Origin of the sequence: Pseudomonas medicaginis, assembly GCF_965119365.1 — a bacterium.
Taxonomy (GTDB): Bacteria; Pseudomonadota; Gammaproteobacteria; order Pseudomonadales; family Pseudomonadaceae; genus Aquipseudomonas.
Genome location: NZ_OZ221631.1, coordinates 2,648,529 through 2,671,877, shown reverse-complemented (window position 1 = coordinate 2,671,877; position 23,349 = coordinate 2,648,529). Strand labels below are relative to the sequence as shown.

Genomic DNA, 23,349 nt, shown 5'->3' with positions numbered 1-23,349 from the left:
CTACTCATCAATTCGGTTCAGCGGTATTGGGCGAATGTACCGGACAGCGGTGCAGTCGACTCACGCAGGACAATACTCGGCGTCACGATGCGCTGGTCGGTGGCCAGGCCCGGCGTCGCAATACGCCGCAGCAGCACTTCAGCCGCCATCTCGCCGAGCTGCAGGATCGACTGCCCCACCGTGGTCAACGCCGGGTAGACATAGCGGCTCATCTGGATGTCATCGAAACCGATCACGGACAGCTCACTGGGCACGCGCACGTTGCGTTCCGCGGCGGCGCGCAGCACACCGATGCCGATCATGTCGTTGGCCGCGAAGATCGCGCTGGGCGGCTGCCGTTCAAGCAGTTGCGCGGCGGCGCGATAACCACCGGTACTGGTGAAATCGCTCTCGAGCATGCGCTCGACGGGCAGCTCGATACCGGCTTCTTTCAGCGCGCGGCAGTAACCGGCCAGACGCATTTGCGCCACACTGGTATCGGCCGGGCCGCCGATGAAGGCGATATCGTGATGCCCCAATTCCAACAGGTGTCGGGTCGCCAGGTAGGCGCCGTACTCATGATCGATGCGCACCAGGTCCGCATCGACGCCATCGAGCCCACGGTCGACGATCACCATTGGCGTGCGCACGTTGGCCAGCCCCTCGGCCAAGCCGACATCACCGCCGGCGGACGCGAAAATCAGGCCATCGATGCGCTTTTCCAGCAGCACTCGCAGGTAGCTGCGTTGTTTGTCCGGGTTGTCGTCGGAGTTGCACAGGATCACGCAATAGCCGTTGCGCTCGCAGTAATCCTCGATCCCCCGGGCCAACTCGGCAAAGTAAGGGTTGAGGCTGTTGGGCACCAGCAGGCCGATGGTCGCCGTGGTCTTGGCCTTGAGCGAGCGGGCCACGGCACTGGGCACGTAGTCCAGGCGCTCGATGGCGGCCTCGACCTTGAGCCGCACTTCCTCACTGACCGGCCGCGTCTTGTTCACCACGTGGGACACGGTGGTGTAGGAAATCCCTGCGAGCGCGGCTACATCCTTGATCGTCGCCATGGTTCAGGTCCGCCGACTGGCGCGCTGGCTGCGATAGGTATCGAGCACGACCGCCACCACGATCACCGCGCCAGTAATGATGCGTTTGGTCGGTTCAGTGGCGCCGATCTGCGCCAGGCCCGCCGCCAGCACGGAGATGATCAATACGCCAAAGAAGGTGCTGATGACCGAGCCTCGCCCACCCATCAGGCTGGTGCCGCCGATGACTACCGCAGCGATCACTTGCAGTTCCAGCCCTGAGCCGGCGTTCGGATCCGCAGCCTCCAGGCGGGAAATCTGGAACAGCGCCGCCACACCGGCCAGCAGGCCCATCAGGCTGAATACCAGGATCTTGTAGGGCTTTGGATTGATACCGGCCAGCCGCACGGCCTCCTCATTGGTGCCGATGCCGATCAGGTAGCGGCCGAACACCGTACGGGTCAACACCGCCTGGGCAATGAAGATCACCAGCAAAGCGATGATGAATGAAGGTGAAATGCCGAAGGCAATGGGGTTGGACAGCCAGGCGAACGAGTCGCCGATGTAGGCGGTCCGGGAACCGGTCATCTGGTATGCCAGGCCCCGGGCCATTTCCAGCACGCCGAGGGAGACGATGAACGATGGGATCCGCCAGGCCACGGTGATCGAACCGGTGACCGTACCCGCCAGCGCCGCCACGGCCATGCCGAGCAAGGCCGATGGCCAGACGCTCCAGCCCCAGCCGAGCACGGCCACGCTGACGGTCGAGGCCGCAAGCGCCAGCACCGACCCCACCGACAGGTCGATGCCGCCGATGATCAGGATGAACGTCATGCCGACCGCCAGCACCATGAGGTCGGGAATCTGGTTGGCCAATGTGCTGAACGTGTCGTAGGACAGGAAATGGCTGCTCAGGACCGAGAACAGCGCGATCATGGCCAGCAACGCGCCGGCCAGGCCCAGATAGGTCCCGAGGCCATAGAAGTTGCCATTCGATTTACCGACGGCAGATGCGGTTTTCATGAAAAATCCCTAGGCGCTGCTTCGTTGAGCAACGCATCACGTTTCTGGTAGCCGGCGAATGCGGCGGCAAGCAAATCATCCTGGGTCCAGCTGTCGCGCTCGAAGGTGTCGATCAGGCGTCCGGCGGACAGCACGCCGATCCGGTCACAGATCAACATCAATTCCCGCAGGTCACTGGACACCACCACCAGCGCCTTGCCCTGGCGCGTCAACTCGCCGAGCAGCGCATAAATATCGAATTTGGCGCCCACATCGATGCCACGGGTCGGCTCGTCGAACAGCATGACCGTGCAATCGCGTTCGAGCCAACGACCGATCACGACTTTCTGCTGGTTGCCGCCCGACAGCTCGGACACCAACTGGGTCGGGCTGGAACTGCGAATGCGCATGGCATCGACCTGCCGTTGCGCCAAGGCCAGCTCTGCACCGCCATTGACCAGGCCGGCGCTGGAAATCTGCGGCATGTTGCCCAGGGCAACGTTGGCGGCAATGGATTGGGTCAGCAGCAGGCCTTCGCCCTTGCGGTCTTCGGTGATCAATGCGATGCCATGGGCCACCGCGTCGGACGGGGAGCGAATGCTCACGACCTGGGCCGGCGAACCCAGCGCCACCGTGCCGCTGTCGGCCGGGTCGGCACCGAAGATCAGCCGCAACAGTTCGGTGCGCCCGGCCCCGATCAGGCCCGAGATACCGAAGATTTCGCCACTGCGCACCTCGAAGGACACGTCACGGACCTTGTCGGAACGGGTCAGGCCCTTGACGGTCAACGCCGGCGCGCCGATCTGGCGCGGGCCAAGGTCGATATGCTCGCCCAGCTCCCGGCCGACCATCAGGGTCACCAGTTGCTCGCTGTCGTAATTGGCCATCGGCTCGACGCAGACCAGGTTGCCATCGCGCAGTACCGCAATGCGCTGAGCGACGCGCGCCAGCTCTTCGAGGCGATGGGAAATGTAGATGATGGACACGCCGCGCGCCTGCAAGCGCGTGATCTGCTCAAAGAGCATCTCGACTTCACGGGCCGTCAGCATGGCGGTCGGCTCATCGAGAATCAGCACATGGCAATCGCCGATCAGGTTGCGCGCGATCTCCACCATCTGTTGATGACCGATCCCCAGTTCGCCGACCAGCGTGTCGGGATCGATTGCATCGAGCCCCACCTGGGCCATGGCCTCGATGGCCGCCTTGCGCAATTGCTTGCGACTGATCCAGCCGCCATGGCTGGGCAGGTTGTCGAGAAACAGGTTTTCCGCCACGGACAAGGTTGGCAGCAGGTTGAGTTCCTGCATCACCATGCGCACGCCCAGCTCTTCAGCCTGGGTCCGGCTACCCGGGCGATAATCCTGTCCCTGAAACTGCATCTGCCCGGTCGTGGGCGTCACCAGCCCACCGATGATCTTGGACAAGGTACTTTTACCGGCGCCATTTTCGCCGGTCAGTGCCAGCACCTCTCCACGCATCAACGTCAGGTTGATATCGGTCAGTACCGGCTGGGCATAAGTCTTGCCGATACCGCTGACGCACAGGACAGCGTTCGGATCGCGAACGGACATAACAAACTCTCCAATGCGCTCGCCCGGATGGACGAGCACCGTTGTGTCGCCAGGATTACGGCTTGGTCACCAGCTCGACCGGAGTTTCGATAACGCCGTTGGTGCCGCTGTCGACTTTTTCACCCTTGAGGATCTTCAGCGCTGTCTCGATGCCGAACACAGCCTGCTTGGCGGCGAACTGATCGGCAGTCGCCAGGACACGACCGTCCTTGAGCATCGGCTTGATGGCATTGATGTTGTCGTAGCCGACCACCTGCACTTTGCCCGCCTTACCCGCCGCGCGCACGGCCGACACAGCGCCCACCGCCATGCTGTCGTTACCGGCCAGCAGCGCCTTGATGTTCGGGTATTCGCTGAGCATCGACGCGGCAACCTGATTGCCCTTGTTGATTTCCCAATCGCCGGATTGCAGGGACACGACCTTGACCTGCGCCGCTTCCATTGCATCCTTGAAGCCTGCGGTGCGCGCCTGGGCATTGGTAGTAGTGGACACGCCTTCGATGATGCCGACTTCGTCACCGGCCTTGAGCTGCTTGGCCAGGTACTCGCCCACCAGGCGCGCCCCTTTGCGGTTGTCCGGGCCTACGAACGGCACGTTGATGTTCTTGCTCTTGACCACGTCCGGATCGAGCTGGTTATCGATGTTGATCACCGTGATGCCGGCGTCGACGGCTTTCTTGATCACCGGCACCATGGCCTTGGAATCCGCTGGCGCGATGATCAGCGCGTCGACCTTGGACACGATCATCTGCTCGACGATGCGGATCTGGTTGGCGGTGTCGGTTTCATCCTTGATCCCGTTGGAGATCAGGTCGAAATCGGCGGAGTGTTCCTTCTGATAAGCCTTGGCGCCGTCTTCCATGGTCAGGAAGAACTCGTTGGCCAGGGATTTCATGACCAGGGCGACCTTGGGTTTTTCGGTGGTCTGGGCGAATGCCGAGGAGATAGGCAGCGCAGCGGATGCGGCCGCGAGCATGGCAACAGCGAGAAGGCGTCCAGCGAATGGCAACTTCATGGGTTCACTCCGATCTTATGATTATTGTGAGCAAATCAATGCACGGAACGCCGCGCAAACGTTTGCGTGAAGTGAACTATGGTAAGGCTTCGGGGATTTGTCAACGTTGCGGTTTTATCCGCAACGTCGCAGCTCAGGCCGTCGTATTGACCACCGTACCCGAACCGGCGCCCTTTGCCAGCTCCGTGACCAGACGGCCGGTGACCTCCAGCAACGCGCCACTGGTGTCGGCGATCTGTCCCTGCACCGCCATGACCGCCGAGGTCTTGGCTTCCGCCGTTGGGTAATCGCGCGCCTGTGCGGCGGCCAGTTGTTGCTGCTGCTCCCTGAGCTGCTGCTGAAGCTCTTGCATTCTTTTGAGCAGCACCTGCACGGCCACGCTCTGGGTACTGCCGCCCTCCTTCGCCTGGTCGGCGGGTTCAGTGCCCATGCCCGTGCGGACCTTGCCCGAGGTTCGCGTTGTACCCAGGGCCTCATCGGTGGCCTGGGCTTCTGCCTCGCTCAAAGCCTTCAGGGTGGCTGCGGATTTGCCGCCGATGCTCACCGCCGCCGCATTCGGAAAGCCGATGGAAAACGACATGTCAAAACTCCATAAGGGGGGATTCCTACGAAGGACATCGCCCGCCGAAGCGCTTTCTTTAGCACCCGCTGAAATCAATCGATGACTTCGCCCCCGGGGCGGGTGACACCTGTTTACGCAAGCCGATAAAAAATCCCTTTCTCCTACACCAAAACGGAAAAAGTGCTGTCAGACGATCTTCTTGAATTTTAAGTAGTTGCGTAAATGCCTACGGTTAAATACTGTATACCCGTACAGCTCAATAAGGATAATCCTGTGGCCACCCCCTCCGCTGCAACCACCCCCTTAGACGCCTATACGCGACTTGGCCTTCGGGTCTCGAAAATCATCAACGCCCCCACCGCGCAAAAAGCCAAGGCCGCGCTGATCTTCCGCCTGCCCGACGAGCCGATGGATGACTGGGAGCGCCTCCTGGAAGAAATCGACGAGAACGACAACGTGACCCTCGCCTATCGCGACGATGGTGGTGTGCAGGTTTTCTGGGTTGTGCCGAAGGAAGATTGAGCCTGATGAGTGTTCGCTGTTTAGCTTTTCTGCTTGTGTTCATCGCCATGGGCGCACAGGCCGGTGCCCCGCGCACTTTCAACGAAGCCAAGAAAATCGCCTGGAAACTCTACGCCCCGCAATCCACCGAGTTCTACTGTGGCTGCAAATACACCGGCAATCGCGTGAACCTGGCCGCCTGCGGTTATGTCCCGCGCAAGAATGCCAGCCGTGCCGCCCGCATCGAATGGGAGCATATCGTTCCGGCGTGGCAGATCGGCCATCAGCGTCAATGCTGGCAACAAGGCGGTCGCAAGAATTGCACCCGTCATGATCCGGTCTATCAACGGGCCGAAGCCGACCTGCACAATCTGGTGCCTAGCATCGGGGAGGTGAATGGCGATCGCAGCAATTTCAGTTTCGGCTGGCTGCCAGAGCAAAAGGGCCAATACGGCTCATGCCTGACCCAAGTGGATTTCAAGGCCAAGAAGGTCATGCCTCGCCCCTCCATCCGAGGGATGATCGCCCGGACCTATTTCTACATGAGCAAGCAATATGGCCTGCGCCTTTCAAAACAGGACCGGCGCCTGTATGAAGCCTGGGACAAGACCTACCCGGTCGAAAGCTGGGAGCGTCAGCGCAACCAGAGCGTGGCATGCGTCATGGGACGTGGCAACGAGTTCGTGGGGCCGGTGGACATGAAGGCCTGCGGCTGACCTCGCGCTTGTGAACAGCACAAAACCAACTGTGGGAGTGAGCTTGCTCGCGATAGCGGAGTGACAGACAACAGTTTGTCGACTGATACACCGCTATCGCGAGCAAGCTCGCTCCCACAGGTTTTGTGGCTTGACTGACGTGTTTGTACTGCCGATTACTGGGCCGTCGGGTAATCCACCACCAACGTCTCGATGTTGCGTTTTTTCGCCCGGACCAGGGCGGCCGTCACCTGTTCCTGCTTGGCTTCGGCCTCAGCCTTGGAACTGAAAGGACCGACCAGGACGCGCTCCTTGCCGTCTTCACGCACCACGTTCGACATGAAGCTGTGTTCGATGAGCCAGCCGGTCAGGTCGCTGACCGCCTGCGGCGTTTCGCCGCGAACCTCGACGGCCCACTGCGGCGCGGCAGCGGCGGCAGGTGCGGAGGTCGCTACAGGTTTGGGCTTCGGCGCTTCGACGTCACGCCCCTCACCGCATCCTGCCAGCACCAATACCGCGATTACCCAAGCCAATTTGCGCACAACATTTCCCCTGGAAGACATGAGGCACGGATTTTAGCACCCGTGCCCGCCAAGATCGCCGCAAACAATGCTCAAAACACGAGAATCCTGTCCGGCGTCTCTGTATAGTCGCACCCTGGGAATTAATGCTGCATCTGCACGTCAGAAAGAGGCACCCACATTGTGACACTTAGCACTAATCTATAAGCAGTACCGACATCTGCACTGTCTGAATCAGGTGCCCTATAAAGCAATCAAGGAGAACACCATGCTGATACTCACCCGCAAAGTCGGTGAAAGCATAAACATTGGTGACGACATCACGATCACCATTCTGGGCGTGAGCGGCCAACAAGTCCGGATCGGCATCAACGCCCCGAAAAACGTTGCGGTGCACCGCGAAGAGATCTATCAGCGTATTCAGGCTGGCCTTACCGCCCCCGACAAGCCGCAAACCCCCTGAACACTGCAGCAGTCCGCAGCCAGCCCGTTTGCATCGTCGCAATGGCTGGCTAAAGATTCTGGCCGACCGTAACTCACCCTGCCCCCCATCTTTTTTCGTCCAGCCCGTTGAACCGATACTAATGACATGGCGCTTAGCATGGCTGTCAGACGTTTCGTTTTAATGATGACGAAGCAAGCGTTCGCGGCCGGTCAACCCAGGCTCACGCCGCGCGCCATGCCCGTGGCGGCGATCACCATCAAGATCAGCAGCAAGGCTTCGATGTGGCTGATCCGTGCAAACCGGGCGGCTTTCGAAGGATCGATCGCAGCCCCTTTGCCCAGCGCCATCCGCCATTTGATCAGGGCGATCATTGGCGCGATCTCAAGCAACAGGATCAGCAGGAACAAAGTCATCTTCAGGTGAAACAGCGGTTGGTGCAGGTAATAATCCGTGCCTTTTTCGTACCCGCCGAACGCCCGCATCCCACCGGTCACCAACAGCACCAGCGCCAGCGCCGACAGGCCCCACAGGTTGTCAGCCATCAGCACATTTCGAACCGCATCGACACCAGCAGCCAGGCGTCGTAGCGCCGTGCCGCGCGTCAGCACCGCCCAGAACCCGAGGGCGAAGGCCAGAAGATGTATTGCCGCGAGAGACCAATGAGCCAACATGGGAGAGCCCTGTCAGAGAACGTCGAATCGACCTGACAGTACTAGCTCATAAAACAATGATTGCCAGACTGGCCACAAAAAAATGTGGGAGCGAGCTTGCTCGCGATGGCGGTGTAACAGTCGACAACAACGTTGCCTGACATTCCGCTATCGCGAGCAAGCCCGCTCCCACAGGGGTATTGCGAACGCTAAAAGATTTTAGTCCGCCAGGCGCCAGGTAGTGCCGCCCTTCCCGTCTTCCAGCACCACGCCCATGGCGGTGAGCTGGTCGCGGATGCGGTCGGATTCGGCCCAGTCCTTGTTCGCCCGCGCCGTCAGGCGCGCCTGGATCAAGGCCTCGACCTGGGCGGCGTCCACACGGCCTTCTGCGCCGGCCTGCAGGAAGTCATCGGCTTCGAGCTGCAACACACCCAGTACGCTGGCCAGTTCTTTCAGGCGAGCCGCCAGACCAGCCGCCGCATTGAGATCGCTCTCCCGCAGGCGGTTGATCTCACGCACCATCTCGAACAGCACCGCGCACGCTTCCGGCGTGCCGAAGTCATCGTTCATCACCTCGGTGAAACGTGCCACGAACGCTTCGCCACCGGCGGCCGGCACGGTAGGCAGCCCTTTCAACGCATGGTAGAAACGCTCCAGGGCACCCTTGGCGTCCTTGAGGTTGTCTTCCGAATAGTTGATAGCGCTGCGGTAGTGGCTGGACACCAGCAAATAACGCACGACTTCAGGGTGGTACTTGTCGAGCACGTCGCGGATGGTGAAGAAGTTGTTCAAGGACTTGGACATCTTCTCGCCATTGATGCGGATCATGCCGCAATGCATCCACGCGTTGGCGTAGGTCTTGCCCGTGGCCGCTTCGCTCTGGGCGATCTCGTTTTCGTGGTGCGGGAACTCCAGGTCGCTGCCGCCGCCATGAATGTCGAAGGTCTCGCCCAGGCAGCAGGTGGACATCACCGAGCATTCGATGTGCCAGCCCGGACGCCCGGCCCCCCACGGCGACTCCCAGCTCGGCTCACCCGGCTTGGCGCCCTTCCACAGCACGAAGTCCAGCGGGTCCTCTTTCGACTCATCGACTTCGATACGCGCGCCGATGCGCAGGTCTTCGATCTTCTTGCGCGACAGCTTGCCGTAGCCCAAGAACTTGGCGACGCGGTAGTACACGTCGCCATTGCCCGGTGCGTAGGCGTAGCCCTTGTCGATCAAGGTCTGGATCATGCTCAGCATGCCCGGGATGTGGTCCGTGGCGCGGGGCTCCAGGTCCGGCTTGAGGATATTGAGGCGCGCCTCGTCCTCGTGCATGGCCTGGATCATGCGTTCGGTCAGCGCATCGTAAGGCTCACTATTTTCGCGGGCGCGGTTGATGATCTTGTCTTCGATGTCGGTGATGTTGCGCACGTAGGTCAGGTCATAACCGCTGAAACGCAGCCAGCGGGTCACCAGGTCGAAGGCGACCATGCTACGGCCGTGCCCGATGTGGCAGTAGTCGTACACGGTCATCCCGCAGACATACATGCGCACCTTGTTGCCATCCAGCGGTTTGAAGACTTCTTTGCTCTTGGTGAGCGTGTTGTAGATCGTAAGCACAGGGTTTCCCTTAAGACTTGATCACTGACCCCAGGAATCGCGCAAGGTCACGGTACGGTTGAACACCGGGCTACCTGGTTTCGAGTCCTTGATATCCGCGCAGAAATAACCTTCGCGCTCGAACTGGAAACGGTCTTCCGGCTGTGCGTTGCCTAGCGATGGCTCGGCACGACAACCCGTGAGTACTTGCAGGGAGTCAGGGTTGATGTTGTCCAGGAAGCTGGCGCTGTCTTCGGCCTTCTCCGGGTTCGGCGAACGGAACAGGCGATCGTACAGGCGCACTTCGCACTCGACGCTGGTGGCGGCCGGTACCCAGTGGATCACGCCCTTGACCTTGCGACCTTCCGGGTTCTTGCCCAGGGTGTCGGGATCGTACGAGCAACGCAGTTCGACGATGTTACCGTCGGCGTCCTTGATGGCTTCGTCGGCACGGATCACGTAGCTGCCACGCAGGCGCACTTCGCCAGCAGGCTCCAGGCGCTTGTAGCCTTTGGGAGGCTCTTCCATGAAGTCGTCGCGGTCGATATAGATTTCCCGGGCGAACGGCAGGACGCGCACGCCCATGTCTTCCTTCGGGTGGCGCGGCAGTTCGAGGTTCTCGACCTGGCCTTCCGGGTAATTGGTGATCACCACTTTCAGTGGACGCAGCACGCACATGGCACGCGGGGCACTGTGGTCGAGGTCGTCACGGATGCTGAATTCCAGCATGCCGAAATCCACCACGCCGTCGGAACGGTTGGTACCGACCATCTCGCAGAAGTTGCGGATCGACTTTGGCGTGTAGCCACGACGACGGAAGCCCGACAGCGTCGACATGCGCGGGTCGTCCCAGCCGTTCACGTGCTTCTCGTCCACCAGTTGCTTGAGCTTGCGCTTGCTGGTGATGGTGTAGTTCAGGTTCAGGCGGCTGAATTCGTACTGACGCGGGGTGGCCGGCACGGGCAGGTGCTCGAGGAACCACTCGTACAACGGACGATGGCTTTCGAACTCCAGGGTGCAGATCGAATGAGTGATGCCTTCGATGGCGTCCGACTGGCCGTGGGTGAAGTCATAGTTGGGATAGATGCACCATTTGTCGCCGGTCTGGTGATGATGGGCATGACGGATACGGTACATGATCGGGTCGCGCAGGTTCATGTTCGGCGAGGCCATGTCGATCTTGGCGCGCAACACCCGCGCACCGTCCGGGAACTCACCGGCGCGCATGCGGGCGAAGAGGTCGAGGTTCTCTTCCACGCTGCGATCACGGAACGGGCTGTTCTTGCCCGGCTCGGTCAGGCTGCCGCGGTATTCCTTGGCCTGCTCGGGGGTCAGGTCGCACACGTAGGCGTTGCCGGACTTGATCAGCTCCACCGCCCAGTCGTGCAACTGGTCGAAATATTGCGAGGCGTAGCGCACCTCACCGGACCATTCGAAGCCCAGCCACTTGACGTCGCTTTCGATCGCGTCGATGTATTCCTGGTCTTCCTTGGCCGGGTTGGTGTCGTCGAAACGCAGGTGCGTGACGCCGCCAAACTCCTGGGCCAGGCCGAAATTCACACAGATCGACTTGGCATGGCCGATGTGCAGGTAGCCGTTGGGCTCCGGCGGGAAACGAGTGACGATCTGTGTGTGCTTACCCGAGTCCAGGTCCGCCTGGATGATCGGGCGCAGGAAGTTGACCGGCACGGCCGGGCCGGTCTTGGAATTCGAGGTAGGGTCGACAGTGGGCTTGCTCATAGGATCCTTGAACGTACAAGTGCGCGGCCGGGTGCGGCCTGATAAATCAAAGCCCGTATCATAGCCGATGCTGTCAAGCACCTGACAGGCCAGGCCGGCAAACGATTGAATTTAATCGACGGCCAGATGAAAAACAGCCTCGAAATTCGTGTCTGGCGCGCTAAACTGCCCAGCCTGGCCATTGCAGCCGGACCGGTTGCGGGCGTTCGCGCCCCCGAAACCCACGAATTTCTTGAAAGAGTAGTAATCATGACCCAAGTCAAACTGACCACCAACCATGGCGACATCGTCCTGGAACTGAACGCCGAGAAGGCACCGATCACCGTTGCCAACTTCGTTGAATACGTCAAGGCCGGCCATTACGAAAACACTGTTTTCCACCGCGTCATCGGTAACTTCATGATTCAGGGCGGTGGTTTCGAGCCGGGCATGAAGGAAAAGAAAGACAAGCGCCCAAGCATCCAGAACGAAGCTGACAACGGCCTTTCCAACGACAAGTACACCGTCGCCATGGCCCGCACCATGGAGCCGCATTCGGCCTCCGCGCAGTTTTTCATCAACGTCGCCGACAACACGTTCCTGAACCACAGCGGCAAGAACGTCCAGGGTTGGGGCTACGCCGTGTTCGGCAAGGTCACCGCCGGTACCGACGTGGTCGACAAGATCAAAGGCGTCGCCACGACCTCCAAGGCCGGCCACCAGGACGTCCCGGCAGAAGACGTGATCATCGAGAAAGCCGAGATCATTGAGTGATATTGCTGATTTCAGATTTGCATCTGGAAGAGGAGCGCCCGGACATCACCCGGGCGTTTCTGGATTTACTCGCCACACGCGCCCGCTCGGCGCAAGCGTTGTACATCCTGGGCGACTTTTTCGAAGCCTGGATCGGCGACGATGCCATGACGCCGTTCCAACGTTCCATCTGCCAGGCCCTGCGCGAATTGAGCGACAGCGGCACGGCCATCTTCCTGATGCACGGCAATCGCGACTTCATGCTGGGGCAGGCCTTTTGCAAAGCGGCCGGCTGCACCCTGCTCAAGGACCCGAGCGTCGTGCAGTTCAATGGCGAGCCGGTGCTGCTGATGCACGGCGACAGCCTCTGCACCCGCGACGAAGGCTACATGAAGCTGCGGCGCTGGCTGCGCAACCCGGTCACGCTGTTCGTCCTGCGGCACCTGCCGCTGGGCAGCCGTCAGAAACTGGCGCGCAAACTGCGCAGCGAAAGCCGCACGCAGACCCGCATGAAAGCCAATGACATCGTCGACGTCACGCCCGAAGAGATCCCGCGGATCATGCGGCAATACGGCGTGAAGACCCTGGTCCACGGCCACACCCACCGCCCCGCCATCCACAAGCTGCAACTGGGCGAACAGGCCGCCCGGCGCATCGTGCTGGGCGATTGGGACAAGCAAGGCTGGGCGTTGCAGGTGGATGAACAAGGGTTTGCGTTGGCGCCGTTCGGGTTCGGTAATGCGCAGTTGGCGTTGCCAAGCACTTAAAGACCCCATGGAATCCCTGTGGGAGCGAGCTTGCTCGCGATAGCGGAGCGTCAGTCGACATCACAGTGACTGTCATGCCGCCATCGCGAGCAAGCTCGCTCCCACACTGGACTGCCTTTCACCTCTGAATCAATGCCCCGCCGAAGCCGGCCCAGCCTTCGCCGCGAACGGTGGCTTGGCCAGCCATACCAGCACGATCAAGCCCATGAACGCCCACCCCAACAGCGTGAAGTAATCCACGGTGGAAAGCATGTACGCCTGACTGGTGAGAATCTGATCGAGCTGGGCATAGGCCGGTGCGCTCGCGCCGCCAAGCTGGTTGAGGGCCTCGCGGGTACTCGGTTCGAACGTGCTGATGTTCTCGCTCAGGTAGGCATGATGCAAATCGGCCCGGCGGATCCAGATCCAAGTGGTCAACGACGCGGCGAAGCTGCCGCCCAGGGTGCGCAGGAACGTCGCCAGCCCCGCGCCGTCGGCAATCTGGTGCGGCGGCAGGTCAGACATCAGGATGCTCAGGGTCGGCATGAAGAACAGCGCCACACCGATACCCATGAACAACTGCACCATCGCAATGTGCTGGAAATCCACCTCGTTGGTGAAGCCGGCGCGCATGAAGCAGCTCAGGCCGATGGCCAGGAACGCCAGCCCGGCCAGCAAGCGCAGGTCGAACTTATGGGCGTACTTGCCAACGAAGGGCGACATCAACACCGGCAGGATACCGATGGGCGCCACTGCCAGCCCGGCCCAGGTCGCGGTGTAGCCCATCTGGGTCTGCAACCACTGCGGCAGGATCAGGTTGATGCCGAAGAACCCGGCATAGCCGCCTACCAGCACAAGGGTGCCGATGCGGAAATTGCGATAGGCGAACAGACGGAGATTGACCACCGGATGACGGTCGGTCATTTCCCAGATCACGAAGACCGCCAGGGCAATGACCGAAATCACAGCACCCATGATGATGAAGTTCGACTCGAACCAGTCCAGGTCGTTGCCCTTGTCGAGGATAACCTGGAGCGCGCCGACACCGATGATCAGCGTGATCAAGCCCACATAGTCCATCGGCTGATGGCTGGTGACCACCGACCGCGCCTTGAGCTGCTGGTGTACCACCCACGCGGCGAAAATCCCGATGGGCACGTTGATGAAAAAAATCCACGGCCAGCTGTAGCTGTCGGTGATCCATCCGCCGAGGATCGGCCCGGCAATCGGTGCCACCACCGTGACCATCGCCAGCAACGCCAGGGCCATGCCCCGCCGGGCCGGCGGGTACACGGCAATCAGCAGGGTCTGGGTCATTGGGTACAACGGCCCGGCCACCAGCCCCTGCAATACGCGAAAGCCAATCAGCTCCGGCATCGAGGTGGAAATGCCACACAAGAACGAAGCGAGCACGAACAGCATCGTCGCCCACAAAAACAGCTTCACCTCGCCAAAGCGCCGACTCAGCCAGCCAGTGAGCGGCAGGGCGATGGCGTTGCTCACCGCGAACGAAGTGATCACCCAAGTGCCCTGTTCCGAGCTGACGCCCAGGTTGCCGGAAATGGTCGGCAAGGCGACGTTGGCGATGGTGGTGTCGAGCACTTGCATGAACGTCGCCAGCGACAGCCCGATGGTGCTGAGCAACAGGCTGGGCGGCGTGAAGGACGCGTTATTGCTCATTGCGAAATCCTATGAAGCGAAGGTGGCAAAATCCCTTGGGACAAGACCCAACTCCTGTGGGAGCGAGCTTGCTCGCGATAGCGGTGTATCAGTCACCACCGATGCTGGCGGGTCCAATGCCATCGCGAGCAAGCTCGCTCCCACAGGTTCATCCCATAACTGACTAACGCTGCGCAGTCTTGCTCGCCGCAGCGCTGTTGTCGTGGATCAGGCGGGTGATCATCGCGTCGGCATCCGCCAGTTGCCGGTCATAGACCTGGGTGCTGAACGAGGCTTTCTGCGGTGGCTGCTGGGCCAGTACCGGACCGCTCTGGTCACGCAGGTTGACACTGACCTGGGTCGACAGGCCGACCCGCAACGGATGCTTGGCCAACTCCTGGGCATTGATGTGAATACGCACCGGTACCCGCTGGACGATCTTGATCCAGTTACCGGTGGCGTTCTGCGCCGGCAGCAAGGCAAATGCGCTGCCGGTCCCGGCGCCCAGGCTGTCGATGGTGCCGCTGTACTTCACATCGCTGCCGTACAGGTCGGCTTCGATGTCCACCGGCTGGCCGATGCGCATGTCGCGCAGTTGGGTTTCCTTGAAGTTGGCGTCGATCCACAACTGATCCAGCGGGATCACCGCCATCAACGCCGTGCCTGGTTGCACCCGCTGGCCCAGTTGCACGGTGCGCTTGGCGACATACCCGGTGACCGGCGCAATCAAGGTACTGCGGGCGTTGGTCAGGAAGGCCTGGCGCAATTGCGCGGCGGCGGCTTGCACGTCGGGATGGGACGACACCACGGTATCGTCCACCAAGGCGCTGGTGGTCTTGAGCTGTTGCCGGGCATTGGCCAGGGCGTTCTGCGCCGAGATCAGGTCATCCCGGGCATGGGACAGTTCTTCCCGGGAAATCGCCCCGCCGGCCGCCAGGTTCTTGCGTCGGCTGTAGTTTTCCTGGGCTTTCTGCACTTCGGCCTCTTGGGCATTGACCTGCGCCCGCATGCCGTCGACGTTGCTGTACAAACCACGTACCTGGCGCACGGTGCGGGCCAGGTTGGCCTGGGCACTTTGCAGTCCGACCTCGGCGTCGTTCGGGTCGAACTGCACCAGCACCTGGCCTTCACGCACTAGGTCGCCGTCGTCGGCACCGATGCTCACCACGGTCCCGGTGACTTGCGGGGTGATTTCCACCACGTTGCCGTTCACATAGGCATCGTCGGTGCTTTCGCTCCAGCGGCCATACAGTTCATGCCAGCCCCACACCCCCAGGCCTGCGAGGATGACGATCAACGCCAGTGCCAACAACATGACCTTGCGCTTGCGTGGATTGCCGCTGTCTTGCGTTTGTTGGGATTGAGTCGTTTCGGCAATCGCCATGACAAGTACCTCGAATCAGTGGGTCGGCGTGGCAGGGGTCGGCGTGGCAGCCGCCAGGTTCTGGGTTTCGAAACCACCGCCCAGGGCCTGCATCAGTTGGATCGACAAATCGATTTGCTCGGCATTCAGGTTCGCCAGTTGGCGCTGGGCCTGGAGCAACTGCTGCTCGATGCTCAGCACGTCCAGGTAATTGCCGATGCCGGAACCGTAGCGCTGGACCACGGTGTCGTAGGAGCTCTGTGCGATATCGGTGGCATGTTGCTGGGCGCCAATCTGGCGAGCGATGTCGCGCAACTGGTTGATGGTGTCGCTGACATCGCCAAGGGCCGTGACCAGGCTCTTGTTGTACTGCGCCACCGCCAGGTCGTAATCGGCGTCCCGGGCATCCAGGTCCGCTCGCAGGCGTCCGCCGTCGAAGATCGGCAGCGATACGGTCGGCGCCACATTGAAGAAGCGGCTGGGCGAACCGAACATCGCATCGCCCAGCAACGACTGCACCCCCGCCGCCGCGCTCAGGTTGAGGTTGGGATAGAAGTTGGTCTTGCCGGCCTCGATGTTCTTGCTCGCCGCCTCGACCCGCCAGCGCGCTGCGATCAGGTCCGGACGGCGGCCCAGCAGCTCGGCCGGCAGGTTCGACGGCAAGGCGACCGCGCTGGCTTGGAGCACGTTGGGCCGGGCGATTTCATTGCCGCGGTCCGGGCCCTTGCCCAGCAACACCGCCAGGGCGATCTTGGCGCTCTGCAGGCGTTTATCGGCGTCGATCAGGGTCGCATCGGCGCTGGCTTCCAGACTTTCGGTCTGCTGGAACTGGTATTCGCTGTCGATCCCGGCGGTGAGGCGACGCTTGCCCAGGTCGAGCATCTGGCGCGTGCGCTTGAGGTCTTCGGCGGCCAGGTCATGGATGATGTGGGCCTGGCCCAGGTCGCTGTAGGCCCGGGCCACATCGGCGGCCAGGGTCAATTGCGCGGCCTGGCGATCGATCTCGGCGGCACGGGCCTGGCCCAGGGCGGCTTCCCAGGCGGCGCGCTGTCCACCCCAGAGGTCGAAGTTGTAGTTGAAGTCCACACTCAGCGAACGCAAGGTGCTGTATGCCCCGCCCTGCCCTTGCGGGTCCTGGTCACGGGCCAGGCGCGAACGGCTGACGCTGCCGCTGGCATCCAGGGTCGGCAGGCGCGCCGCATTGGCAGCATAGGCCGCGGCACTGGCCTGGTGGACCCGGGCGCTGGCGACCTGCATGTCGGGACTATCGCGCAGTGCTTCACGGATCAAGCCGTCAAGTTGTGGGTCACCGAGGCTTTTCCACCAGTCGCTTTTCGGCCACGCGGCCGGCGACAGCGTGACCCCGTTCAGCGACTGTCCAGCCTGGAGGCTCTTGGCCTCGAGGCTGACGCCTTCGGTCTTCAGGCCGCTGTAGCTGGCACAACCGGCGAGGCTCATGGCCAACAGCACCAGGCTCAAGCGGGTACGCAAGGTTTGACGTTTCATTTCTCCCCCAATCGCAACACCGTGATGGGATCACCGGCGGCGAGCAGTATTTTCTTGAGGATGTCTTCGAGGGTTTGCAGCTCCTCTCGACTGATGGCGCCGGCCAACTGGTTCATGGCGTCGGCACCGATGAACGGCAGGCGATCGGCGAGGGCCTGGCCGGCTTCGGTCAGCACCAACTGCACCTGGCGCCGGTCCTCCGCCGAGCGCTGGCGGACCAGGAAACCTTTCTGCTCCAGGCGATCGAGCATTCGCGTCATTGAGCCGCTGTCCAGGGACAGGTAGCGACACAGCTCGACCGGCGTGTCGATGCCGTGCTGGGCCATGATGATCAGCACCTTGAACTGGGCGGCGGTAATACCGACGGGTTCCATGTGGGTGTCGATGATCCGGTCCTTGAGCAGCGCGGCGCGACCGAGCAGCATGCCGAGGTGACAATTGTGAAAGTCGTCAGGGGTGAAGTGCTTCATCTGGACACCGTTTGCTGCCTAGGCAGTGAATGTATGTCGAGATATTACTGCTTAGGCAGCAAATGTCAAACAAATAGTTAGCTTGCTACGCATGGCCGGACGAACGCGGATAAAAATGTGGGAGCAAGCCCGCTCCCACAATGATTGGAGAAGGACTTCAGAAATCGCGCTTGTAGAAAATATCCAGCGAGCTGGCGACGCCGCTGGCGGCTTCGAGGTACACCTTCTTGCTGAGCTTGTAGCGCAGGGCAATGGTGTTGGCCGGTTCGAACACGCCGACGCCATAGCGCAGGCTCAGTTTTTCCGACAGGTTGCCGCTGGCGACCACGCTGGTGGTGTTGCCACTGCCTTGGGTGTCGAGCTGGAAATCATCGATGCCCAGGTTACTGGCCAAGCTGCTGGTCACCCCGGAACTGCCCATCAGCCCCAGGCCCAGCGCCGCCTGGGCGAGCATGTTGTTGTCCTCGCCCGTCGTGCTCAGCGGTCGTCCCAGTACCAGGTAGGACAACGCCTGTTCCTGGCTCATGGCCGGTTCCGAGAAGATTTGCGTGGTCGGTTGCTCGGCGCTGCCGCTCAAACGGATGCCGGCGATCACATCGTCGGTCTGGCGAATCGCTTCGATGTCCAGGTAGGGCTGGTCGATGGGCCCGGCGAACAGCAGCCGTGCCCGGCGCACCGTCAGCCGTTGCCCGTAGGCCCTATAACGGCCGTCGTTGAGCCACAGTTCACCGCGGGTGTCCATGTTGTCGCCGATGTGCACTTGGCCCTGGACGTTGGCCGTCAGGCCGAAACCCGAGAACGCGAGTTTGTCCTGGCCGACGATCACGTCGATGTCCATCGCCATGGCCATCGGCGCCTTGCCCTCCTCGGTCTGGTGGCCGACGATCACCGTGTCATCCGACACCTTGACGGTGGACGGCGGCAGTTCGCGAACGGTGATCTCGCCTTTGGGTACAAGGACCTTGCCGGCGATGGATAGCTGCTCGCCCTGCATCGTGATGTTGAGGTCCGGTGCCACCTCGAGCACAGCGTAAGGCTCGACGGTAACCGGCAGTTGCGACCCCTTGAGGGCCAGGTCCAGGGTCAGGGCTTCGCCCCAGCCGATGTTCCCGGTCAGGCTGCCCTGCCCGCGCTTGCCACTTTTCCAATCGCCGTGGAGCCGTACCGTTTCGCCGGCAATCATCGCTCGCACTTGCAAGGCTTCGAGGCTGACTGGCAGTTCCGGCCCGGACACTTCGCCGTCGCTGAGTACCAGGTTGCCGTTGACCTGGGGCGCGAGCAAACCACCCGACAACGTCCCGCTGCCGTTCAGGTGACCGGTGAGGGTTTGCACCATTGGCACGAACGGCCGGGCCACGGACAGGTCCAGGCCGGTCAGGCGGAACGAACCGCTCAAGGGCTTGCCCGCCGGCAGCGGGTTGATCTGCGCCTGGAGCATCAGTTCACCCAGCCTGGCGCCGACGAAATTCAGGTCGGTGTCGATGCGCTTGGGGGTCAGGCGGCTGTTGAGCGTCAGGGTCTGGTACGGGAAGTCCAGCCATTGCGGCTTATCGCCCTCCTTGTCCCGAATCCGTAAAGTACCGCCACTGGCGTCCACCAGGATCCGGCCATTCGGGCCACTGGCTGGCAGGTCCAGTTGCAGGTCAGCGTTGAGCCGGCCCTGCCAGGCAAAATCCTTGGGCATCCACTGGGCCAGGCTTTCGATGGGGAATTGCTTGAGGTGATAGCGCAGTTTCGGCTCCGGCATCAGCCGCTGATCTTCGCCACACAGACTGGCATCAAAGGAACGCCAGCAATGAGCGCCGACGTTGAGCGTGCCATCGGTCAGGCGCTCCAGTTTCGCCGGGGCTTGCAGGCGCCAGGCTTGACCGCCGGCCTGCACCTCGCCGCTGGCCAGGCGCCCACGCCAATTGCCTTGGTCGAGGGCGCCGTCGAGTGCCAGGGTCGTGTCGAGCTGCGGCCCTTGCAAGTCCAGGTTGAGTGTTTGCCGCTTGATGTCGCCCTGCCCACTGACGGTCAGCACGCCCAGGGACGTTTCACCGGCGCGGATGCCGCTGGCCTTGAGGTCGAGCTTGCCGCGCTGGGCGCTGTCGAGGGTCGCGTCCAGGTTCAGGCTTTGCAGGCGATTGTCCCGCAATGCCAGTTGCGAGCCTTGCAGGCCGAGCTTGCCTTGGGGGGCCTTGAGCGTGCCGGCCAGGTCGACCCGACCGACCACCTGGCCGCGCAGTTGGGGCCAGAGTTGGGCCAGGCGTGCGAGCTTGATGTCGATCTGGCCGCTCAGTTTCTCTTGCAGGCTGCCGGTGCCGTTGATGCGGTTGTCCCCCAGGCGGATGTCCAGCGCGCTGAGGTTCCACTGCTCGCCGGCGCCGCTGCCCTTGACCTGTAACAGCGCCGGCTGGCCGCGCAGCTTGCCCTTGAGATCCAGATCCGCGTCGAGGTCAAGGCGATCATTCTTCATCGCGCCTTTGCTGCGCAATGGCCCGGCCAGGGTCCCAGGCAGCTCGCCGAGCCAGTACGCCGGGTTGATGGCCGACAGTTGCAACGCGGTGTCCCAGGCAATGCCGTCGGCAAATTGCAGATTCAGGTGCCCTTCGGCCTTGCCCTGCCCCGCCACCAGTTTGAGCTGCGGCAAATGGATTTGCATCAGGTCGCCACTGAACGGGCTGTCCAGGCTGAAGGCCCCGGCGGGTCCGTCCAGCGCGGCTTGGAAGTTGCCCAGGTATTGGCCATCGGTGTACGAGATTTCGCCGTTGAAACTGCGCAACGTCACTTGCGGCTCGTCGATCAGCGGATAAAGGCTATGCCAGGGGAAATCCAGCCAGGCAACTTTCGCCTCGGCACTCAGGCCTTCGCGCCAGTCCACGTGTCCGCTGAGTTTCAGGCTTTGCTGATTGCCGGCGTCCAGGTCCAGGCCCGCGACCTGCGCGCCATTGGCGTCCACGGTGCCTTGCAGCAACAACACCACCGGCCCTTTTTCGGCGGGCAATGTCGCCTTGCCGAGCAGTCGATAGCCACTTTTCAGATCGCCTTCGCCAGTCAACTCCAACTGATTGAGCAACAAGGTATCGGGCAGATCGGCGCTGGCCTTGAAGCCGTCGGCGGTGACGCGAACCTGGGCGGGCAGGTTGTCCGCCAGCGGTTGCAGCTCACCGGTCAACCGGCCTTGCAGGTAACCGCTGCTGTCGGCCTTGAGGTTGAGGGTCTTAAGCAGGTTGCCGTCGACTTTCAGGTCCAGCGCCCAGGGCGTTGTGCCCGGCGCCGGCAAGGTCAACCGGCCCTCGGCGCTCAATGGCCAGTCACCGCCCGGTTTCAGCAGGCCGGAGAGTTTCAGGCTCAGCTCATCGCGCTGCAATTGCACCGAATCGATCTGCATGCCCTCGGCGGTCCAATGGGCAACCAATTGCAGCCCCTTGAACTGCTCGCTGCCGTTGAAAGACAGGCTGCCAACCTGCACATCGCCCAGCTCGATGGCGAGCGGCAAGTCCAGGTCCGGCAAGCTGATCGGGCCGCTGCTCGGTTCATCGGCAGAGGCCGGCAATTGCAAGGCGACCTGGTCGGCCTTGAGCTGTTCGATGCACAGGGTCATGCGCGCCAGGCACAGCGGCGACCAGGCGAATATCAGCCCATCCACTTCAACCCCACTGGCGCCCTGCTGCCACAGCAGGTGATCGGCGCTCCACTGCCCGCCCAGCCGGCCCTGGAAATTCTCCACGGTCAGCCCCGGCACCAGACCGAGGGCCCAGCGACTGCCAAAGGCCGTGCCCAGCACCACGCCCAAGACCAGCACGAGCGTCAGAAGCCCTCCGACGAGCGCCAGCAGCGACCTCTTCAAACCACGCTTCACAGCTCAGGCCCCATGGAAAAGTGCAATCGAATGCCGCCTTCATCGTCCATCGCATGGGCCAGGTCCAGGCGGATCGGCCCCACCGGCGACACCCAGCGCACGCCGACACCCACACCGGTCTTCAGGCTGGGCAGTTCCAGGCTGTTAAAGGAGTTGCCCTGGTCGACGAACGTCGCTACCCGCCACTTTGGCGCGATGGAATATTGGTATTCGAGGCTGCCGGCAACCATGTAGCGACCACCGATTCGGTCGCCCTCGGAGTTTTCCGGCGACAGGCTCTGGTAGTCGTACCCCCTCACGCTCTGGTCGCCACCGGCGAAAAAGCGCAGGGACGGCGGGATGGACTTGTAGCCATTGGTGGCGCTGCCGCCGATCTGCGCCCGAGCCAGCAGGCGATGCTTGTCGAACACCGTGGTCAGTCCCTTGACCATGGCAGTGCCGTACAAAAGGTTGTTGTCCGAGCCCAGCCCTTCCTTGGCGACCTTGGTGTCGAACTGCAAACGGTAGCCGTTGTGCGGGTCGATGCGGTTATCGCTGCGCAGGTAGGAATAGCTCACCCCTGGCATCAACAGCGTGCTCAGGCCCGCGTCGTCGCCGAGGCGGTACTCCTCGCGCTGCCACTTGAGCGACACCACTCGCTGCCAGCCGCTGGGCAACTTGCTGTGCCATTCAGGGCCCACGGTGAGCAGTTTGCTGAGGCTGTCGGTACCGGCCAGCTCTTCATATTGATACCCGCCGGCGTAGCGCATCTTGTCGGTCAGCGGTGGGTCCAGCGGCACGTCGTACCACAGGCCGACGTTCTGCCGGGGCGCCGACACCTCCGCTTCCCAGCCGTAGCTGTGGCCTTGGGGGTTGACCCAGTGGCGCGTCCAGTTGGCTTTGGCCCGGGGGCCGACGTCAGTGGAAAAACCCAGGCCCAGGCCCATGGTCCGCGGCTTGCGTGTGTCGAGCTTGACCGCCACCGGGATCACGTTGTCGGTAGCGGCGGTGGGCGCGGCATCGACGCGCACGCCTTCGAAATAACCGCTCGATTGCAGTGCCTGGTTGAGTTCTGCGATGAGTTCGGAGTCGTACGCCGTGCCGGCTTTGAACGGCACCATGCGTTGCAACAGGTCTTCGTCGAATGGCGTGTCACCCTGGAAGCTCACCGGGCCCAAGGCATAGCGCGGGCCGCTGTCGTAGACCAGCTCGATGTCGGCGACGCCGGCCTGGGGGTCCACCAGGAGTTTCTGCTGGGTGAAGCGCCCGCTGAAAAAACCATAGCGCGAGGCCTGGTTCTGGATCACCCGCTTGGCATCTTCATAGCGACCATGGTTGAGCACCGCACCGGGTTTCAGGGCGGCGTTGCTGGGTACGCGAAAGGCCTTGAGCGACGCCGCCGGGCCATCGATGCGCACGGTGACGCTGCGCAGGTGCACCGGCTCGCCGGGGTCGATGGTCAGCACCAGGCGCGGGTCCTTGCCGCCCTTGACCTCACTGTCGATCTGCGGCTGGTAGTAGCCCAGCGCCTGGGCGGCCTTGCGCGCCTGCTCCTCGGCGCCGCGGCTGAAGCGCAGCAAGGCTTCCTCGTCACGATCACCCAAGCCCCCGATGTAACCTTCTACGTTGGCCTTGAGTTCGTCATTGGAGGGCTGGACACGCACTTCCAATTCACTGTTTGCCAGCGCCGCGCAACTGAGAGACAGCAAAAGCGCGCCGCCGGTCATTCTTCCTGGGAGATTCATGGCGCGGATGCTATCACGAGCGTAGGT

Annotated in this window: 20 protein-coding genes; 5 read left to right on the top strand and 15 right to left on the bottom strand. The window is 62.1% G+C overall.

Translation table 11 applies throughout. The features are described from left to right. Positions 1–17 precede the first annotated feature (17 nt). The 5 genes from ACMTA2_RS11870 to ACMTA2_RS11850 all read right to left on the bottom strand — a co-directional run bounded on the left by ACMTA2_RS11870 (position 18) and on the right by ACMTA2_RS11850 (position 5,163). Positions 18–1,037: a LacI family DNA-binding transcriptional regulator gene (locus ACMTA2_RS11870; protein ID WP_413794997.1), complete on the bottom strand. Its 1,020-nt coding sequence runs from the start codon at positions 1,035–1,037 to the stop codon at positions 18–20. Between the two features lie 3 nt (positions 1,038–1,040). Continuing rightward, positions 1,041–2,018 carry an ABC transporter permease gene (locus tag ACMTA2_RS11865; protein ID WP_413794996.1) on the bottom strand — a complete coding sequence of 326 codons (978 nt, stop codon included), beginning with the start codon at positions 2,016–2,018 and terminating at the stop codon, positions 1,041–1,043. Further along, the gene (locus ACMTA2_RS11860; RefSeq protein WP_413794995.1) at positions 2,015–3,568 is read right to left on the bottom strand and encodes a sugar ABC transporter ATP-binding protein; all 1,554 of its coding nucleotides are present in this window, start codon (positions 3,566–3,568) and stop codon (positions 2,015–2,017) included. The genes ACMTA2_RS11865 and ACMTA2_RS11860 overlap by 4 nt, the downstream gene beginning before the upstream one ends. Positions 3,569–3,623: 55 nt before the next feature. Beyond that, complete coding sequence (locus ACMTA2_RS11855; protein WP_413794994.1) at positions 3,624–4,583, bottom strand: sugar ABC transporter substrate-binding protein; 960 nt, start codon at positions 4,581–4,583, stop codon at positions 3,624–3,626. A 133-nt stretch (positions 4,584–4,716) separates the two neighbouring features. Next, a complete protein-coding gene (locus tag ACMTA2_RS11850) occupies positions 4,717–5,163 on the bottom strand; it encodes a hypothetical protein (protein WP_413794993.1) in 447 nt (148 codons plus the stop codon). Between the two features lie 204 nt (positions 5,164–5,367). On the opposite strand from ACMTA2_RS11850, the gene ACMTA2_RS11845 reads away from it, so the two are divergent. Continuing rightward, complete coding sequence (locus ACMTA2_RS11845) at positions 5,368–5,667, top strand: DUF1654 domain-containing protein (protein ID WP_413794992.1); 300 nt, start codon at positions 5,368–5,370, stop codon at positions 5,665–5,667. A 5-nt stretch (positions 5,668–5,672) separates the two neighbouring features. Then, positions 5,673–6,362 carry an endonuclease gene (locus tag ACMTA2_RS11840; RefSeq protein ID WP_413794991.1) on the top strand — a complete coding sequence of 230 codons (690 nt, stop codon included), beginning with the start codon at positions 5,673–5,675 and terminating at the stop codon, positions 6,360–6,362. Between the two features lie 155 nt (positions 6,363–6,517). Here ACMTA2_RS11840 and ACMTA2_RS11835 read toward each other — a convergent pair whose 3' ends face one another. Next, positions 6,518–6,883, bottom strand: a complete 366-nt coding sequence (locus ACMTA2_RS11835; RefSeq protein WP_413794990.1) for an SPOR domain-containing protein — start codon at positions 6,881–6,883, stop codon at positions 6,518–6,520. A gap of 247 nt (positions 6,884–7,130) precedes the next feature. Here ACMTA2_RS11835 and csrA point away from each other — a divergent pair, with 247 nt between their 5' ends. Beyond that, positions 7,131–7,325, top strand: coding sequence for a carbon storage regulator CsrA (gene csrA, locus ACMTA2_RS11830; protein ID WP_003179932.1), 195 nt, complete (start codon positions 7,131–7,133; stop codon positions 7,323–7,325). A 191-nt stretch (positions 7,326–7,516) separates the two neighbouring features. Here the strand turns inward: csrA and ACMTA2_RS11825 are convergent, their stop codons facing one another. The 3 genes from ACMTA2_RS11825 to ACMTA2_RS11815 all read right to left on the bottom strand — a co-directional run bounded on the left by ACMTA2_RS11825 (position 7,517) and on the right by ACMTA2_RS11815 (position 11,278). Beyond that, positions 7,517–7,978 (bottom strand): DUF2214 family protein, encoded by a 462-nt coding sequence (locus tag ACMTA2_RS11825; RefSeq protein ID WP_413794989.1) that lies wholly within the window; start codon positions 7,976–7,978, stop codon positions 7,517–7,519. Between the two features lie 198 nt (positions 7,979–8,176). Continuing rightward, positions 8,177–9,559 carry a cysteine--tRNA ligase gene (cysS, locus tag ACMTA2_RS11820; protein ID WP_413794988.1) on the bottom strand — a complete coding sequence of 461 codons (1,383 nt, stop codon included), beginning with the start codon at positions 9,557–9,559 and terminating at the stop codon, positions 8,177–8,179. Between the two features lie 21 nt (positions 9,560–9,580). Continuing rightward, on the bottom strand, positions 9,581–11,278 hold the full coding sequence (locus ACMTA2_RS11815; RefSeq protein ID WP_413794987.1) for a glutamine--tRNA ligase/YqeY domain fusion protein: 1,698 nt from the start codon (positions 11,276–11,278) through the stop codon (positions 9,581–9,583). Positions 11,279–11,527: 249 nt separating this feature from the next. Between ACMTA2_RS11815 and ACMTA2_RS11810 the strand changes: the two genes are divergently transcribed. Both ACMTA2_RS11810 and lpxH read left to right on the top strand, forming a co-directional pair. Next, positions 11,528–12,031 carry a peptidylprolyl isomerase gene (locus ACMTA2_RS11810; protein ID WP_413794986.1) on the top strand — a complete coding sequence of 168 codons (504 nt, stop codon included), beginning with the start codon at positions 11,528–11,530 and terminating at the stop codon, positions 12,029–12,031. Next, on the top strand, positions 12,028–12,777 hold the full coding sequence (lpxH, locus tag ACMTA2_RS11805; protein WP_413794985.1) for a UDP-2,3-diacylglucosamine diphosphatase: 750 nt from the start codon (positions 12,028–12,030) through the stop codon (positions 12,775–12,777). Before ACMTA2_RS11810 ends, lpxH begins: the two co-directional genes overlap by 4 nt. A gap of 129 nt (positions 12,778–12,906) precedes the next feature. Here the strand turns inward: lpxH and ACMTA2_RS11800 are convergent, their stop codons facing one another. The 6 genes from ACMTA2_RS11800 to ACMTA2_RS11775 form a co-directional block, all read right to left on the bottom strand. Continuing rightward, on the bottom strand, positions 12,907–14,436 hold the full coding sequence (locus tag ACMTA2_RS11800; RefSeq protein WP_413794984.1) for a DHA2 family efflux MFS transporter permease subunit: 1,530 nt from the start codon (positions 14,434–14,436) through the stop codon (positions 12,907–12,909). A gap of 163 nt (positions 14,437–14,599) precedes the next feature. Next, on the bottom strand, positions 14,600–15,799 hold the full coding sequence (locus tag ACMTA2_RS11795; protein WP_413794983.1) for an efflux RND transporter periplasmic adaptor subunit: 1,200 nt from the start codon (positions 15,797–15,799) through the stop codon (positions 14,600–14,602). Positions 15,800–15,814: 15 nt separating this feature from the next. Next, positions 15,815–17,284 (bottom strand): efflux transporter outer membrane subunit, encoded by a 1,470-nt coding sequence (locus ACMTA2_RS11790; RefSeq protein ID WP_413794982.1) that lies wholly within the window; start codon positions 17,282–17,284, stop codon positions 15,815–15,817. Beyond that, on the bottom strand, positions 17,281–17,754 hold the full coding sequence (locus ACMTA2_RS11785; protein WP_122568152.1) for a MarR family winged helix-turn-helix transcriptional regulator: 474 nt from the start codon (positions 17,752–17,754) through the stop codon (positions 17,281–17,283). Before ACMTA2_RS11785 ends, ACMTA2_RS11790 begins: the two co-directional genes overlap by 4 nt. A 157-nt stretch (positions 17,755–17,911) precedes the next feature. Further along, positions 17,912–21,598 carry a translocation/assembly module TamB domain-containing protein gene (locus tag ACMTA2_RS11780; protein ID WP_413794981.1) on the bottom strand — a complete coding sequence of 1,229 codons (3,687 nt, stop codon included), beginning with the start codon at positions 21,596–21,598 and terminating at the stop codon, positions 17,912–17,914. After that, positions 21,595–23,322, bottom strand: a complete 1,728-nt coding sequence (locus tag ACMTA2_RS11775) for an autotransporter assembly complex protein TamA (RefSeq protein ID WP_413794980.1) — start codon at positions 23,320–23,322, stop codon at positions 21,595–21,597. Before ACMTA2_RS11775 ends, ACMTA2_RS11780 begins: the two co-directional genes overlap by 4 nt. Positions 23,323–23,349: the final 27 nt, after the last annotated feature.

Bases quoted from the DNA above. Each gene is read 5' to 3' on its own strand.
- ACMTA2_RS11790 (WP_413794982.1), bottom strand. From the start codon at position 17,284: ATGAAACGTCAAACCTTGCGTACCCGCTTGAGCCTGGTGCTGTTGGCC.
- ACMTA2_RS11855 (WP_413794994.1), bottom strand. From the start codon at position 4,583: ATGAAGTTGCCATTCGCTGGACGCCTTCTCGCTGTTGCCATGCTCGCG.
- ACMTA2_RS11795 (WP_413794983.1), bottom strand. From the start codon at position 15,799: ATGGCGATTGCCGAAACGACTCAATCCCAACAAACGCAAGACAGCGGC.
- ACMTA2_RS11775 (WP_413794980.1), bottom strand. From the start codon at position 23,322: ATGAATCTCCCAGGAAGAATGACCGGCGGCGCGCTTTTGCTGTCTCTC.
- ACMTA2_RS11850 (WP_413794993.1), bottom strand. From the start codon at position 5,163: ATGTCGTTTTCCATCGGCTTTCCGAATGCGGCGGCGGTGAGCATCGGC.
- ACMTA2_RS11810 (WP_413794986.1), top strand. From the start codon at position 11,528: ATGACCCAAGTCAAACTGACCACCAACCATGGCGACATCGTCCTGGAA.
- csrA (WP_003179932.1), top strand. From the start codon at position 7,131: ATGCTGATACTCACCCGCAAAGTCGGTGAAAGCATAAACATTGGTGAC.
- ACMTA2_RS11825 (WP_413794989.1), bottom strand. From the start codon at position 7,978: ATGTTGGCTCATTGGTCTCTCGCGGCAATACATCTTCTGGCCTTCGCC.
- ACMTA2_RS11785 (WP_122568152.1), bottom strand. From the start codon at position 17,754: ATGAAGCACTTCACCCCTGACGACTTTCACAATTGTCACCTCGGCATG.
- ACMTA2_RS11845 (WP_413794992.1), top strand. From the start codon at position 5,368: ATGCCTACGGTTAAATACTGTATACCCGTACAGCTCAATAAGGATAAT.
- ACMTA2_RS11860 (WP_413794995.1), bottom strand. From the start codon at position 3,568: ATGTCCGTTCGCGATCCGAACGCTGTCCTGTGCGTCAGCGGTATCGGC.
- ACMTA2_RS11815 (WP_413794987.1), bottom strand. From the start codon at position 11,278: ATGAGCAAGCCCACTGTCGACCCTACCTCGAATTCCAAGACCGGCCCG.
- ACMTA2_RS11800 (WP_413794984.1), bottom strand. From the start codon at position 14,436: ATGAGCAATAACGCGTCCTTCACGCCGCCCAGCCTGTTGCTCAGCACC.
- ACMTA2_RS11870 (WP_413794997.1), bottom strand. From the start codon at position 1,037: ATGGCGACGATCAAGGATGTAGCCGCGCTCGCAGGGATTTCCTACACC.
- ACMTA2_RS11865 (WP_413794996.1), bottom strand. From the start codon at position 2,018: ATGAAAACCGCATCTGCCGTCGGTAAATCGAATGGCAACTTCTATGGC.
- ACMTA2_RS11840 (WP_413794991.1), top strand. From the start codon at position 5,673: ATGAGTGTTCGCTGTTTAGCTTTTCTGCTTGTGTTCATCGCCATGGGC.